The sequence below is a fragment of the Streptomyces sediminimaris genome (genome assembly GCF_047049295.1).
Taxonomy (GTDB): domain Bacteria; phylum Actinomycetota; class Actinomycetes; order Streptomycetales; family Streptomycetaceae; genus Streptomyces; species Streptomyces sediminimaris.
This window is the reverse complement of record NZ_JBJWOT010000001.1, coordinates 4,303,000-4,318,263: the sequence shown is the minus strand read 5'-3', so window position 1 is coordinate 4,318,263 and position 15,264 is coordinate 4,303,000. Positions and strand designations below refer to the sequence as shown.

Annotated in this window: 10 protein-coding genes; 5 read left to right on the top strand and 5 right to left on the bottom strand. The window is 71.7% G+C overall.

Annotation, left to right across the window (positions count from 1 at the left end):
* Positions 1-46: 46 nt before the first annotated feature.
* From ACJ9NR_RS20065 to ACJ9NR_RS20055, 3 genes are all read right to left on the bottom strand, one after another.
* Positions 47-913 carry a hypothetical protein gene (locus ACJ9NR_RS20065; protein ID WP_412493950.1) on the bottom strand — a complete coding sequence of 289 codons (867 nt, stop codon included), beginning with the start codon at positions 911-913 and terminating at the stop codon, positions 47-49.
* Positions 914-1,105: 192 nt separating this feature from the next.
* Positions 1,106-2,182 (bottom strand): metallophosphoesterase, encoded by a 1,077-nt coding sequence (locus tag ACJ9NR_RS20060; protein ID WP_412493949.1) that lies wholly within the window; start codon positions 2,180-2,182, stop codon positions 1,106-1,108.
* Between the two features lie 201 nt (positions 2,183-2,383).
* Entirely contained in the window at positions 2,384-3,496 is a 1,113-nt protein-coding gene (locus ACJ9NR_RS20055) for a LacI family DNA-binding transcriptional regulator (RefSeq protein WP_412493948.1), read from the bottom strand.
* Between the two features lie 420 nt (positions 3,497-3,916).
* Here ACJ9NR_RS20055 and hisC point away from each other — a divergent pair, with 420 nt between their 5' ends.
* From hisC to ACJ9NR_RS20030, 5 genes are all read left to right on the top strand, one after another.
* A complete protein-coding gene (gene hisC / locus ACJ9NR_RS20050; protein ID WP_412493947.1) occupies positions 3,917-4,996 on the top strand; it encodes a histidinol-phosphate transaminase in 1,080 nt (359 codons plus the stop codon).
* Between the two features lie 454 nt (positions 4,997-5,450).
* On the top strand, positions 5,451-6,959 hold the full coding sequence (locus ACJ9NR_RS20045) for a cytochrome ubiquinol oxidase subunit I (protein WP_412493946.1): 1,509 nt from the start codon (positions 5,451-5,453) through the stop codon (positions 6,957-6,959).
* 18 nt (positions 6,960-6,977) lie between these two features.
* Complete coding sequence (cydB, locus tag ACJ9NR_RS20040) at positions 6,978-7,982, top strand: cytochrome d ubiquinol oxidase subunit II (RefSeq protein ID WP_412493945.1); 1,005 nt, start codon at positions 6,978-6,980, stop codon at positions 7,980-7,982.
* Positions 7,983-7,994: 12 nt separating this feature from the next.
* Complete coding sequence (gene cydD / locus ACJ9NR_RS20035; RefSeq protein ID WP_412493944.1) at positions 7,995-11,504, top strand: thiol reductant ABC exporter subunit CydD; 3,510 nt, start codon at positions 7,995-7,997, stop codon at positions 11,502-11,504.
* Positions 11,505-11,656: 152 nt separating this feature from the next.
* Complete coding sequence (locus tag ACJ9NR_RS20030; protein ID WP_412494105.1) at positions 11,657-13,252, top strand: sensor histidine kinase; 1,596 nt, start codon at positions 11,657-11,659, stop codon at positions 13,250-13,252.
* Positions 13,253-13,314: 62 nt separating this feature from the next.
* On the opposite strand, the gene ACJ9NR_RS20025 is transcribed toward ACJ9NR_RS20030, so the two are convergent.
* Positions 13,315-14,205: an HAD hydrolase family protein gene (locus ACJ9NR_RS20025; RefSeq protein WP_412493943.1), complete on the bottom strand. Its 891-nt coding sequence runs from the start codon at positions 14,203-14,205 to the stop codon at positions 13,315-13,317.
* A 76-nt stretch (positions 14,206-14,281) separates the two neighbouring features.
* On the bottom strand, positions 14,282-15,187 hold the full coding sequence (locus tag ACJ9NR_RS20020) for an LLM class flavin-dependent oxidoreductase (RefSeq protein WP_412493942.1): 906 nt from the start codon (positions 15,185-15,187) through the stop codon (positions 14,282-14,284).
* Positions 15,188-15,264: the final 77 nt, after the last annotated feature.

Here is a 15,264-nt window from a genome sequence, read left to right as displayed (position 1 = left end):
CGGCCCCGACGGGGCGCTGCGTCGCGGAGGGCGCAAGCCGGCGGTGTCACTCCGGCTGGTGTTCCGGGCCTCCGAACTCCGGGCTGGTGTAGTCCGGGCTGGAGAAGCTCGGGCGCGGGCCGGTGGCGCCGTCGTCCGGGCTGCTGAAGCCGGGGCGGTCGTAGCCCAGGTTCGGCATGCGGCTGTTCGGCGTCCGCAGTGTCGTGCTGTGCAGTGCGGCGGCGGCGCCCGGGTCGGCCAGGGCCTCCCTGAGGAACGGCATGATGCCGCGCTCCAGGAGTGCGTCGCGCCAGGCCGCCCTGGCCAGGGCCACGTCCTCGCGCAGTTCGCCGTACGGTCCGCTCTCGAGCGAGGGCCTGTTGCGCAGAGCGGTGAGCAACAGGCCGACCGCGGCGACGAGGATCGCGGCCGCGGTCAGCGCGCCGAACACCCAGCCGGTGGTGATCATCGTCTTGCCGAACGTCTGTTTGGGGTCGAGCGACCTGATGACGTAGCCGACGAGGAGGAAGATCACCGCTGCTGTTCCGGCGAGGACGGGTGTGAGGACGGCGGCGACGGCGACGGCGCCCGCGCCGGCGGTCTCGGCGGCCTCGCCGAGGGTGGTGGCGAGCCCCATCGCCGCTCCGCCCGGCTCCGAGGAGCCGGCCTCGCGGGTGGACGGCGGGGTGGACGGCGCCGGCCGGCGCACTTCCTCTCGTACCTTCACGTAGTGCTGGTACTCGACCGCCGCGGCCGCGGTGATGAGCGCGGAGGCGTTGAGCGCCATGGTGCGCAGTTGTTCGGCGTTGAGCCGCTGTCCGACAGCGGCCAGTTCCGGGTGGCTTGGGGCGGAGCGCAGCGCCTCATCGAGGATCCGCTCGTATTCCTGGCGGTCCTCGCTCAGCAGGTGCTGCGGAACGCTGTTCATGTGCATCCCCCGATGCTCCGTAGGGCTTGGGGCTCGCATGCCAACGAGCCGTCGGGCAGAAACGGAGGGGAGCCTGCTACGGATAAGTTGATGGTAGAGCGGTCACGGCACGTGGTGACAGGGGGTTTCCAGAAATTGGGCCCTGGCCTGCGCCGTTCGTCGCGATTCCTCCGCGGGGGGCGCCTGCCCCGTGAACGTTCAGATATCCAGCGGAAGTTGTTGCACCAGTAGCTTTCCGGCCATGGTCACTCCGCCGTCCATCGCGATGGCCAGGCCGTCGGCGTAGACGTGCGGTCCCTCGACCACGGGACCCGCGCTGTCGTCGCCGTCCTCGGAGCCGACCTCGCCCAGCAGGTACGGGATGGGGCTGTGACCGTGAACGATCCGTGTGCCGCCGTAGGTGTCCAGCAGGGAACGGACGGCGGCCGGGCCCCCCTCGTCGCGGAAGGAGAAGCGCTTGGTGAACTTGCGGAACAGATCCCAGCACTCGTCGGCGTCGTTGCGCGTGAGCGTCTCGCGGACGGTGTCGTTGACCGCCTCGATCGAGTCGCCGTAGTCGAGGTAGGCGGTGGTGTCGGAGTGGACGAGCAGATAGCCGTCGACCGCCTCCATGGCGTCGAGACGGGCCATCCACTGCAGGTGGTGGTCCTGCAGGCGGTCCATGTCGGTCTTCTGGCCGCCGTTGAGCAGCCAGGCGGCCTGGAAGGTGGCCGTGCCCGCGCCGGAGTTGACGGGGGTGTCGCCGAACCGCTTGGCGCCGAGCAGCAGCAGCTCGTGGTTGCCCATGAGCGCCTTGCAGTAGCCGCCGGCCGCGGCGGCCTCCGCGGACAGGCGCATCACGAGTTCGATGACGCCGATGCCGTCGGGGCCGCGGTCGGTGAAGTCGCCGAGGAACCACAGCCGGGAGGTGCCGGCGCACCACTGCCCGGCGGCGTCGACGAGGCCCTGTTCCCGGAGGGCGGTGAGCAGCTCGTCCAGGTAGCCGTGCACGTCGCCGACGACGTAGAGCGGGCCGGTGCCGTCCGTCTCCTGCGGGCCGGCCAGGGGCTCCGGGGCGACGGGCACCTGGAGCGTGTCGCCGCGGTTGATGACGGGCAGGTCGCGCTCGGTCGGCGTGTAGCCCTCGGGGTAGGCGGTCTCCTGGGGCGGGACGACGTCGCCGGGGTGCGTGTTGTGGCCGTAGGGACCGGTCTCGTGGACATACGCCGGTACCCGGAAGTCGCGCAATGTCGCCGTCCGTTCCGCTTCGGGTCCCTGACCGGCCCCCTGAGTCATCAGACCCCTCCACCATCGCGCCGCATCTGCACCGCTTCGGACTGCCTGGTCGCAGCGGCCCGCGGTGTCGTGGGCCCATCATAGGAATGCCGATCGCGCCATGTGATGACCCAGGGGTGGTGAATCGGAGTAACAGTCCAGTTCACCGCGGCTTTCGCCCCGATTGGGCAGGGCTTGGGCCGCATGCTGACGGCCCGTGTGCTACTCCTCCTCGGGCGCCCGCGGCGCACTGACCGTCGTCCGCGGCGGACGGCGCTGGGACGAGGTGCGCACGATCAGCTCCGTCGGTATCACCTGCTCGACCGGTCGGTCCGCGTCGGCTCCCTCGATCGCGTCGATGAGGAGCTGGACCACCGCGGTGCCGATGCGCCGCGGCTTGAGCGAGAGGGTGGTGATCGGCGGCTCGGTGCTGGCGTACACGGTGGATTCGCTGCAGCAGACCAGAAGCAGGTCGTCCGGTACGCGCAGACCGTAGCGGCGGGCGGCGGCGAGCAGGTCGGTGCCGTTCGGGTCGAACAGGCCGTAGACGGCGTCGGGCCGGTCCGGGCGGGCGAGCAGCCGGTCGGCGGCGACGGCGCCCGCGCACGGGTCGTGCGCGGGGTAGGCCTCGTACACCGGATCCTGGCCCACGCGTTCGCACCAGCGCAGGTAGGCCGTCGTCGACAGGTGGGTGTACGTGTCCGTCGACGTCCCGGTCAGCAGGCCGATGCGGCGGGCGCCGGCGTCGGCCAGGTGGTCGAGGATGCCGAGGACGGCGGCCTCGTGGTCGTTGTCGACCCACGCGGTGACCGGGAGCGAGCCGGCGGGGCGGCCGTCGGACACGACCGGCAGCCCCTGCCGGACCAGCTCGCTGACGACCGGGTCCTGGTCGGAGGGGTCGATGACGACCGTGCCGTCCAGCGCGACGTTCGACCACACGTCGTGGCGCGAGGTCGCGGGCAGGATGACCAGCGCGTAGCCGCGGGCCAGGGCGGCCGAGGTGGCGGCGCGCGCCATCTCGGCGAAGTAGGCGAACTCGGTGAAGGTGAAAGGTTCATCCCCGTACGTCGTCACGGTCAGGCCGATGAGGCCGGACTTGCCGGTACGGAGGGTTCTGGCCGCTGCCGACGGGCGGTAGCCCAGCCGGTCCGCGACCTCGCGGACATGGCGCCGGGTGGCGTCCGGGAGCCGGCCCTTGCCGTTGAGGGCATCGGAGACGGTTGTGATGGAGACTCCGGCGGCGGCGGCGACGTCCCTGATGCCCGCCCGACCCGGCCGGCCGCCTCGACGTGAGGTTTCCGCGCGGCTCACCTGGTGCTTCCCTGCTGCTGTCATGGCGAGCCGATAGTAGGGCTCATGGAGTGGGGTAGGGCGGACGCATATGCACGCGTTGACAGGCACGTTTCTGCAAGGTCATTCATAGCCAACTACCTTTGAAAGCAAGACAGTTGAACGATGCAATGGCATTACGTGACTTGTCTGTACGCATGGGCCTGCCAAGCCCCGGATGTTTCGAAGAGGTCTCAACTCACCTGTACGGGGGATGCGCACCACGGCGTGAGCCACCGGCGCATAGATATATGTGAGAGCGCCCCTCGATTCGTCTGCCTACGGGTGGTGTTGCCCCTGATGCCCTTGTGACGGAGGAGGACGGAAGGGGACGGAGGAGGTCCGTCCCCGGCTGTACGCGAAGACGCCGAATCCTCATAAGGTAAGCAGTATTGAAAGCCGGTGGTGGTCATGAGGAGGACTGCGGTGAGCGAGACGAGCCCCAAGCTGCGCGCCGAGCTGGCGGGTATCCCCACCTACAAGCCGGGCAAGCCCGCGGCGGCCGGCGGGCCGGTGGCCTACAAGCTGTCCTCCAACGAGAACCCCTATCCGCCGCTGCCCGGCGTGATGGAGACGGTGACGGCCGCGGTCTCGTCCTTCAACCGCTACCCGGACATGGCCTGCTCGGGCCTGATGAGCGAGCTCTCCGACCGCTTCGGCGTGCCCCTTGCCCACCTGGCCACCGGCACCGGCTCGGTGGGCGTCGCCCAGCAGCTGATCCAGGCCACCAGCGGCCCCGGCGACGAGGTGGTCTACGCCTGGCGGTCCTTCGAGGCGTACCCGATCATCACGCAGATCAGCGGCGCCAGGTCGGTGCAGGTGCCGCTGACCCCGGGCGATGTGCACGACCTGGACGCGATGGCGGACGCGGTCACCGGCCGCACGCGCCTGGTCTTCGTCTGCAACCCCAACAACCCGACCGGCACGGTCGTGCGGCGGGCGGAGCTGGAGCGGTTCCTCGACCGGGTGCCGAGCGACGTGCTGGTGGTGCTGGACGAGGCCTACCGCGAGTTCATCCGCGACCCCGAGGTGCCCGACGGAGTGGAGCTGTACCGCGGGCGGCCCAACGTCTGCGTGCTGCGGACGTTCTCCAAGGCGTACGGGCTCGCGGGCCTGCGGGTCGGTTTCGCGATCGCTCATGAGCCGGTGGCGGCGGCGCTGCGCAAGACGGCGGTGCCGTTCGGGGTGAGCCAGGTCGCGCAGGAGGCGGCCATCGCCTCGCTGCGGGCCGAGGACGAACTGCTCGGCCGGGTCGGCTCCCTGGTCTGCGAGCGCAATCGCGTGGTCGACGCGCTGCGCGCGCAGGGCTGGACGGTGCCCGAGACCCAGGCCAACTTCGTCTGGCTGCGACTGGGGGAGCGCACGGTGGCGTTCGCGGAGGCGTGCGAGCAGCACGGCGTGGTGGTCCGGCCGTTCGCCGGCGAGGGCGTGCGGGTGACGGTCGGCGAGACCGAGGCGAACGACATCTTCCTGAAGGTGACGGAAGCGTTCCGCAAGGAGCTCTGAGGCTGCCGCGCCGCGGAGCGGGGGCCGTCCCGCCCCAGTGACCAATTGCACACAGACCGGGTCATCGCCGCGCACGGTCGCGCGGTGGCCCGGATCTCCGTTCCGTGGCCGTGCCAGGAGCCCGCGGAGCATGCGCCCATCGGCTCGCGGGCCGCGTCTCCCGGGCCCGCGGTACACGTCCCGGACCAGGACATTCGGTCGCGGCGGCCCTGATCGGCCGTCTCCGGTGGGCCGGGACAGCTCCCTCGGACCAGGAGCCGTGCGGCCCCACCCGCTGGGGCCGGTCGGGCCCCTGTTGGGGACCCCCCGCCCATCGAGTGCCGGACGCGTATGCGCCATAATTGCTTGTGAATGTGAACGCGTTCACAAACGTGTCCCGGTTGTCCCGTGATGAGTGCTTTCGTCGAGGGCAAACTGCCGCTTGTGACCACGGCCACGTAAGGAGACATACGACGTGGAAATGGCTTTGGCGCCGGAGACACTGGCGCGATGGCAGTTCGGCATCACCACCGTCTACCACTTCCTGTTCGTTCCCCTGACGATCTCCCTGGCCGCTCTCACGGCCGGCCTGCAGACCGCCTGGGTGCGCACGGAGAAGGAGAAGTACCTCAGAGCGACGAAGTTCTGGGGCAAGCTCTTCCTGATCAACATCGCGATGGGCGTGGTCACCGGCATCGTGCAGGAGTTCCAGTTCGGCATGAACTGGTCCGACTACTCGCGCTTCGTCGGTGACATCTTCGGCGCCCCGCTCGCCTTCGAGGCGCTGATCGCCTTCTTCTTCGAGTCGACCTTCATCGGCCTGTGGATCTTCGGCTGGGACAAGCTGCCGAAGAAGATCCACCTGGCCTGCATCTGGATGGTGTCGATCGGCACGATCCTGTCGGCGTACTTCATCCTCGCGGCCAACTCCTGGATGCAGCACCCCGTCGGCTACCGGATCAACAAGGCCAAGGGACGTGCCGAGCTCACCGACTTCTGGCAGGTGCTGACCCAGAACACGACGCTCGCCCAGGTCTTCCACACGCTCGCGGCGTGCTTCCTGACCGGCGGCGCCTTCATGGTGGGCATCGCGGCCTTCCATCTCTTCCGCAAGAAGCACATCCCGGTGATGAAGACCTCGCTGCGGCTGGGCCTGGTCACCGTCGTCATCGCCGGCCTGCTCACCGCGATCAGCGGTGACACGCTCGGCAAGGTCATGTTCAAGCAGCAGCCGATGAAGATGGCGGCCGCCGAGGCCCTGTGGAACGGGCAGGACTCCGCGCCGTTCTCGGTCTTCGCGTACGGCGACGTGAGCAAGGGCCACAACACCGTCGAACTGTCCGTCCCCGGCGTGCTGTCCTTCCTCGCCGACGGCAACGTCAACTCCTACGTCCCCGGCATCAACGACACCAACAAGGCCGAGCAGCAGAAGTACGGCCCCGGCGACTACCGGCCCGTCATCCCGGTCACCTTCTGGGCGTTCCGCTGGATGATCGGCTTCGGCATGGCGTCCTTCGCCATCGGCCTGGCCGGACTCTGGCTGACCCGCAAGAAGTTCATGCTGCCCCAGCATCTGAGGGTCGGTGAGGACGAGGTGCCGCATCTGGTGCTGTTCCGCAACAAGGCCCTCAGCCCCAAGCTGGGCAGGCTGTACTGGCTGGTGGCCATCTGGACCCTCGGCTTCCCGCTGATCGCCAACTCCTGGGGCTGGATCTTCACCGAGATGGGCCGCCAGCCGTGGGTCGTCTACGGCGTCCTGCAGACCCGGCACGCGGTCTCCCCCGGTGTCTCCCAGGGCGAGGTGCTCACCTCGATGCTCGTCTTCACCGCGCTGTACGCCGTCCTCGCCGTCGTCGAGGTGAAGCTGCTGCTGAAGTACGTCAAGGCGGGCCCGCCCGAGCTCACCGAGGCCGACCTCAACCCGCCCACGAAGATCGGCGGCGACACCCGTGACGCCGACAAGCCGATGGCCTTCTCGTACTAGGCCGAGGGAGATCGAGTCATGGAACTGCACGACGTCTGGTTCGTCCTGATCGCCGTCCTGTGGACCGGCTACTTCTTCCTGGAGGGCTTCGACTTCGGGGTCGGCGTGCTCACGAAGCTGCTGGCCCGCGACCGGCCCGAGCGGCGGGTGCTGATCAACACGATCGGCCCGGTCTGGGACGGCAACGAGGTGTGGCTGCTGACGGCGGGCGGCGCGACCTTCGCCGCCTTCCCCGAGTGGTACGCCACGCTCTTCTCCGGCTTCTACCTGCCGCTGCTGATCATCCTGGTCTGCCTGATCGTGCGGGGCGTCGCCTTCGAGTACCGCGCGAAGCGTCCGGAGGAGAACTGGCAGCGCAACTGGGAGACCGCGATCTTCTGGACCTCGCTGATCCCGGCGTACCTGTGGGGTGTCGCCTTCGGCAACATCGTGCGCGGCGTGAAGATCGACAGGAATCTCGAGTACGTCGGCAACCTCTGGGACCTGCTCAACCCCTACGCCCTGCTCGGCGGTCTGGTGACGCTGTCGCTGTTCACCTTCCACGGCGCGGTGTTCACCGCGCTGAAGACGGTCGGGGACATCCGGGAGCGGGCGCGGAAGCTGGCCCTGATGGTCGGTCTCGTGACGGCGGTGGCGGCACTGGTCTTCCTGCTGTGGACCCAGATCGACAAGGGCAACGGCAAGAGCCTGGTGGCCATGGCCGTCGCGGTGGCCGCGCTGGTCGCCGCGCTGGTGGCCAACCAGCGCGGCCGGGAGGGCTGGTCGTTCGCGCTGTCCGGTGTCACCGTCGTGGCCGCGGTCGCGATGCTCTTCCTGACGCTGTTCCCGAACGTCATGCCGTCGTCGCTCAACGCGGACTGGAACCTCACCGTGACCAACGCCTCGTCGAGCCCGTACACCCTGAAGATCATGACCTGGTGTGCCGGTATCGCCACGCCGATCGTCCTGCTCTACCAGGGGTGGACGTACTGGGTGTTCCGCAAGCGCATCGGAACGCAGCACATCGCCGAGACCGCGCACTGAGGTGTGTTTCACGTGAAACCGATCGATCCGCGTCTGCTCCGGTACGCCCGCGCCACCCGCGTGTTCATGGTGGCGGTCGTCGGTCTGGGCGCTGTCGGAGCGGGCCTGGTCATCGCGCAGGCGATGCTCATCGCCGAGGTGGTGGTGGGCGCCTTCCAGCACCGGATGACGGTGTCCGAACTCGGCACTCCCCTGCTGCTGCTGGCCGCCGTCGCCTGCGGCCGTGCGCTGGTCTCCTGGCTCACCGAGCTCGCCGCGCACCGGGCGAGCGCGGCGGTGAAGTCGGAGCTGCGGGGACGGCTGCTGGAGCGGGCGGTCGCGCTCGGGCCGGGCTGGCTGGGCGGGCAGCGGACGGGTTCCCTGGTCGCCCTGGCCACCCGGGGGGTCGACGCCCTCGACGACTACTTCTCGCGCTATCTGCCGCAGCTGGGGCTCGCGGTGGTCGTACCGGTCGCGGTGCTGGCCCGGGTCGTCACCGAGGACTGGGTCTCGGCGGCGATCATCGTGGCCACCCTGCCGCTCATCCCGGTCTTCATGATGCTGATCGGCTGGGCCACGCAGTCCCGGATGGACCGGCAGTGGCGGCTGCTGTCGCGGCTGTCCGGGCACTTCCTGGACGTCGTCGCGGGTCTGCCGACCCTGAAGGTGTTCGGGCGGGCCAAGGCGCAGGCCGAGTCGATCCGCCGTATCACCGGCGAGTACCGGCAGGCGACGATGCGCACGCTGCGGATCGCCTTCCTGTCGTCCTTCGCGCTGGAGCTGCTGTCGACGCTGTCCGTGGCCCTGGTCGCGGTCACGATCGGCATGCGGCTCGTGCACGGGGAGATGGACCTGTACGTCGGTCTGGTCATCCTCGTCCTCGCGCCGGAGGCGTACCTGCCGCTGCGCCAGGTCGGGACGCAGTACCACGCGGCGGCGGAGGGGCTCGCGGCGGCCGAGGAGATCTTCACCGTCCTGGAGACGCCGGTGCCCTCGTCCGGCACGGCGGACGTGCCGGCGGGTGCCATCGCCTTCGAGGACGTGACGGTCCGCTACCCCGGGCGGTCCGAGGACGCGGTGTCGCGGGTCTCCTTCACCGTCGAGCCCGGGGAGACGGTCGCCCTCGTCGGTCCGAGCGGCGTCGGCAAGTCGACGCTGCTCAACGTCCTGCTGGGCTTCGTGCGGCCGGCCGGGGGCCGGGTGCGGATCGGGGGAGTCGATCTCCGCGAGGCCGACCTGGAGCAGTGGCGGTCGCGGATCGCCTGGGTGCCGCAGCGACCGCACCTGTTCGCCGGGACCGTCGCCGAGAACGTACGGCTCGCATGGCCGGACGCCGACGACACCGCCGTACGGCGGGCGCTGGCGGACGCCGGAGCGCTGGAGTTCGTGCGGGCGCTGCCGGACGGTGCCGACACCCTTCTCGGTGAGGACGGCGCCGGGCTCTCCGCCGGGCAGCGGCAGCGGCTCGCGCTGGCCCGCGCGTTCCTCGCGGACCGGCCCGTACTGCTCCTCGACGAGCCGACGGCCGCGCTCGACGGTGCGACCGAGGCGCAGGTCGTGGAGGCGGTACGGCGGCTGGCGGCGGGGCGCACCGTTCTGCTGGTGGTGCACCGGCCGGCCCTGCTCGGCCCGGCGGACCGGGTGGTGCGGCTGGACGCCCCCGCGGTACCCGCGCCCGTGGAACCCCCGGTGTCCGTGGAAGGCCCGGCGCCCGAGGCGCGCCCGGCGGTCCGGGAGACCGACGAGAGTCCCGCGCCGCACGGACCGCAGGACGCCGAACCCGTCAGGAGCCGCGGCGGTGTGCTCACCCGCGTCCGCGCCATGTCCGGCCCCCGGCGCGGCCGGCTGGCCCTCGCCCTGCTGCTCGGCAGCCTCGCGCTGGGCAGTGCCGTCGGCCTCATGGCCACCTCCGGCTGGCTCATCTCCCGGGCCTCGCAGCAGCCGCCCGTGCTGTATCTGATGGTGGCGGTCACGGCGACGCGCGCCTTCGGCATCGGCCGGGCCGTCTTCCGGTACGCCGAGCGGCTCGTCTCGCACGACGCGGTGCTGCGGATGCTCGCCGACACCCGGGTCGCCGTCTACCGGCGTCTGGAGCGGCTGGCCCCCGCCGGTCTGCGCCGCACCCGCCGGGGCGACCTGCTCTCGCGCCTGGTCGCCGACGTGGACGCCCTGCAGGACTACTGGCTGCGCTGGCTGCTGCCGGCCGGCTCCGCGGCGGTCGTGGCGGCCGCGGCGGTGTCCTTCACGGCGTGGCTGCTGCCCGAGGCCGGTCTCGCGCTCGCCGCCGGGCTGGTGGCGGCCGGTGTCGGGGTCCCGCTGATCACCGGGGCCGTGGCGCGCCGCGCCGACCGCAGGCTGGCCCCCGCCCGCGGGGCGCTCGCGACACGGGTGACCGACCTGCTCACCGGCACCCCTGAGCTGACGGTCGCCGGCGCCCTGCCGGCCCGTACCGCGGAGACCCGGCGCGCGGACGGCAGGCTCACCCGGATCGCCTCGCGCGCCGCCACCGCCACCGCGCTCGGCGACGGGCTCACCGCGCTGCTGTCCGGGCTGACGGTCGCGGCGACCGCGCTCGTGGGCGCCCAGGCGGTGGCCGGCGGGCGGCTCGGCGGCGTGTCGATGGCCGTCGTCGTCCTCACCCCGCTGGCCGCCTTCGAGGCCGTCCTCGGGCTTCCGCTCGCGGTGCAGTACCGCCAGCGGGTGCGCAGGAGTGCCGAGCGCGTGTACGAGGTACTGGACGCGCCCGAGCCCGTACGCGAGCCCGAGCGGCCCCGGCAGGCGCCCGCCTCTCCGTTCCCGGTGACCCTCAAGGGCCTGACCGCACGGTACGAAGGGCAGCGGCGCGAGGCGCTCGACGGCCTCGACCTGACGCTCGACCAGGGGCGCCGGATCGCCGTGGTCGGCCCGTCCGGCTCCGGCAAGACGACGCTCGCACAGGTGCTGCTGCGCTTCCTGGACGCCGGCTCGGGCTCGTACACGCTGGCCGGTGTGGACGCCTGCGCGCTCGACGGCGACGCCGTACGCCGCCTCGTCGGGCTGTGCGCGCAGGACGCGCACCTCTTCGACAGCTCGGTGCGCGAGAACCTGCTGCTGGCGAAGCGGGACGCCACCGAGGACGAACTGCGTGACGCGCTCGGACGGGCCCGGCTGCTGCAGTGGGCCGACGGCCTGCCCGACGGCCTGGACACCCTGGTCGGCGAGCACGGGGCCAGGCTGTCGGGCGGGCAGCGGCAGCGGCTGGCGCTGGCCCGCGCGCTGCTCGCCGGATTCCCCGTCCTCGTCCTCGACGAACCCGCCGAACACCTCGACCTGCCGACGGCCGATGCCCTCACCGCCGACCTGCTGGCGGCCACCGAGGGCCGTACGACCCTGCTCATCACGCACCGGCTGGCCGGTCTCGAGGCGGTCGACGAGGTCGTCGTCCTGGACGAGGGGCGGGTGGTCCAGCGGGGGACGTACGCCGAACTGGCCGCCGTGCCGGGGCCGTTGCGGCGGATGGTGGAGCGGGAGGCGGAGGCGGAGTCGCTGCTCGCGGCGGCGTAGTCCCGCCCCGCTCCGCAGGCCCCGACTTTCTTGAACAAAGCGGACTAATTACCCTAGGGAGTATGTCCGTCGAGCCGCTCCCGGGCCCCGAGCAGCCCGTCCCGCGGCTTCCGGCCGACCCGGGCGCCCGTCTGCCCCGGCTGCTGGAGGCCATGCGGTCCGTCGGCAGCGGGCTGGAGCTGCACTCCACACTGGAGCGGATCTGCGAGACCGCGGCCGCCCTGACCGGTGCCCGCTACGCGGCCATCGCCGTCGTCGGCGAGCACGGGGACGCGCTCGCCGACTTCGTCCACCAGGGCGTGGACGAGGCGACCGCCCGCAGGATCGGGCGGCTGCCCGACGGGCACAAGGGACTGTTCGGGGCGCTCCTGCGTGATCCGGAACCGGTCCGGCTCGCCGATCTGACGGCGGACCCGCGCTCCTGGGGCCTGCCCGCGCACCATCCGCCGATGCGCACCTTCCTCGGCCTGCCGATCCGGGTGCAGGGCGAGGTCTTCGGGAACCTGTACCTGACGGAGAAGCACGGCGGCGGCCCGTTCGACGACGAGGACCTCGACATCATCCGCGTGCTCGCCACCGAGGCCGGCATCGCCATCGGCAACGCCCGGCTGTACGAGGCGGCACAGCAGCGTGAGCGCTGGATCGACGGGTCGGTCGCCGTCACCACCGCCCTGCTGGCCGGCGGCGACGTCGACGACGCCCTCCAGGTCGTCGCCGAACAGGCCCGCCGGCTGTCGCGGTCCGCGGCCGGCATCGTGCTGCTGCCCGCCGACGAGGGCGGCCTGGAGATCGTCGCCGTGGCCGCCGACCGTCCGTCCGGACTGCTGGGCACGGTCCTCCCGCCCGAGAGCGGCGTCGTCGCCGAACTCCTCGCCGGACGGGAGGTGTTCACCGGCGACGCGGCCACCGACCGGCGCATGGTCACCGGGCCGGCCGGCCGCTACGGGCCGGTCATGATGCTGCCCCTGCACAGCGGCGGCCGGGTGCTCGGCAGCCTCGTCATGCCTCGCGCGCGCGGGGAGCACGCCTTCACACCGGCGGAGCGCACACTCGCGGTCCAGTTCGCCGCGCAGGCCGCGCTCGCGCTGATGATGGCCGAGGCGCAACGCGACCGGGAGCGGCTCGCGGTGTTCGAGGACCGCGACCGCATCGCCCGTGACCTGCACGATCTGGTGATCCAGCGGCTGTTCGCCACCGGCATGCTGCTGGAGAGCGCCCAGCGGGGTTCGGTCGTGCCCGAGGTGCGGGACGGGGTCGGCAGGGCCGTCGACGAACTCGACGTCACCATCCAGGAGATCCGCAGCGCGATCTTCGCCCTCCAGCAGGGGCCAGCCGAGGCGCCCTCCGGGCTGCGCACCCGCGTGCTGCGGGAGATCAACATGGCCGCCGTGCCGCTCGGCTTCAAACCCTCGCACCGCTTCGTCGGCCCCGTCGACACCCTGGTCGGCGACCTGACCGGCAAGAACCTCATCGCCGCGCTGCGCGAGGCGCTCTCCAACGCCTTCCGGCACGCGGGCGCCGCACGGATCGACGTGGTCGTCGACGCGACCGCGACCCTGCCGGACGGCCGCCCCGGCGTACGTCTGAGCGTCGCGGACGACGGCGTCGGCATCGCCGAGGGCGGCCGGCGCAGCGGCCTGCGCAACCTGCGGCGGCGTGCGGAGTCCCTGGGCGGCGACAGCAGCCACGGTCCGGGCCTCGGCGAGAACGGCGGTGGCACCACCGTGGTGTGGCAGGCGCCGTACTGACCTCCCGGACACGAGTGGACCGTCTGCACCGGCGGGCGGACCCGCGGGTGCGCCCGCGGGCTCTACGGCCGCCCGGTCAGCAGCATCCGCTCGATGACGACCGCCACACCGTCGTCGTTGTTGGCGACCGTGCGGCCGGAAGCCGCGGCGATGACGTCGGGGTGCGCGTTGCCCATGGCGAACGACCGGCCCGCCCAGGTCAGCATCTCGACGTCGTTCGGCATGTCCCCGAAGGCGACGACCTCCTCGTGCGAGATGCCGCGCTCGGCGCAGCACAGGGCGAGCGTGCTGGCCTTGGAGACGCCGGGTCCGCTGATCTCCAGCAGGGCACTGGGGCTGGACCGGGTGACGCTGGCCCGCGCGCCGATGGCGAGCCGGGCGGTGGTGAGGAAGCCGTCCGGGTCGAGGGACGGATGGTGGGCGAGGATCTTCAGCACCGGCTCGTCGCCGCCGGGACCGTCCGGTGCCAGCAGTTCCTCGGCCGGCGCGAGGTGGTCCGGGATCTCCATGTGCAGCTTCGGGTACTCCGGCTCCTGGTGGAAGCCGTAGGTCTGCTCCACCGCGTACATCGTGCCCGGTGCCGCGTCGCGCAGCAGCCGTACGGCGTCCAGCGCGTTGTCCCGGGCCAGCTCGCGCACCTTCACGAACCGGTGGGCGCCCGGGCCGCCGTGCAGGTCGACCACGGCCGCGCCGTTCCCGCAGATCGCGAGGCCGTGGCCGTGGACGTGGTCACTGACGACGTCCATCCAGCGGGCCGGGCGGCCGGTCACGAAGAAGACCTCGATGCCCGCCTTCTCGGCGGCCGCGAGCGCGGCGACCGTGCGCGGGGAGACCGACTTGTCGTCCCGCAGGAGCGTGCCGTCGAGATCGGTGGCTATGAGCCGCGGCGGGACGGCGGGGGCCGCGGTCTCGGGCTGTCGGGTCGCTGAGGTCACCGGTCCATTCTCCCGCATATGCCAGCACGGGCGTGCGGGACTGCGCACATCTGAGTGGTTACCGTCCTCGGGCGCACCGTCACCCTCCGCCGGCTCAGCCGAGCTGCGCCGGTGCGTCCATGGCGATCTGCTCGAAGACCTTCCGGTCGGCGGCGAAGCGGGTCCCGGGGACCGGCCAGTGGATCACGATCTCGGTGAAGCCCAGCTCGTGGTGGCGGCCCGCGAAGTCCACGAACGCGTCCAGGGACTGCAGCGGGCGGTCGCGGTCCGGGGTGAACCCGGTGAGCAGGACCTTGTCCATTTCGGCCACGTTCCTGCCGATCGCGGCGCAGGCGTCGGCCAGTTTCGCGGCCTGTCCGCGAATGGCTTGAACCGACTGTTCAGAAGTGCCGTTCTCGTACAGCTTCGGGTCGCCGGTGGTCACCCACGCCTGTCCGTGGCGTGCGGCGAGCCGCAGCCCGCGCGGCCCGGTGGCGGCCACCGCGAAGGGCAGCCGGGGCCGCTGCACGCAGCCCGGGACGTTCTGCGCCCCGTGCGCCGAGTAGTACTCGCCCTCCTGCGACACGGTGTCCTCGGTGAGCAGCCGGTCGAGCAGCGGGACGAACTCCGCGAACCGGTCGGCGCGCTCCCGCGCGGTCCACGGCTCGCCACCCAGCGCGGTGGCGTCGAAGCCGGTGCCGCCCGCGCCGATGCCGAGGGTGACGCGGCCGCCGGAGATGTCGTCGAGGGAGATCAGCTCCTTGGCGAGGGTCACCGGGTGCCGGAAGTTCGGCGAGGTCACCAGGGTGCCCAGGCGCAGCCGCTCGGTGGCGGTCGCGGCGGCGGTCAGGGTCGGCACGGCACCGAACCAGGGACCGTCGCGGAACGGGACGCGCCAGGACAGGTGGTCGTAGGTGTAGGCGGTGTGGAAACCGAGCTGCTCGGCCCGCAGCCACGCCGAGCGGCCGCCCTCGTGCCAGCGGCGGTGGGGCAGGATCACGGTGCTCAGACGTGGACTCATGGCTCATGAGCCTACGGCGCCGCCGGGCGTTTCCACGAAACGCCCGAGGTGGGCGCAGGTCCGGCATCCGGTCCTGA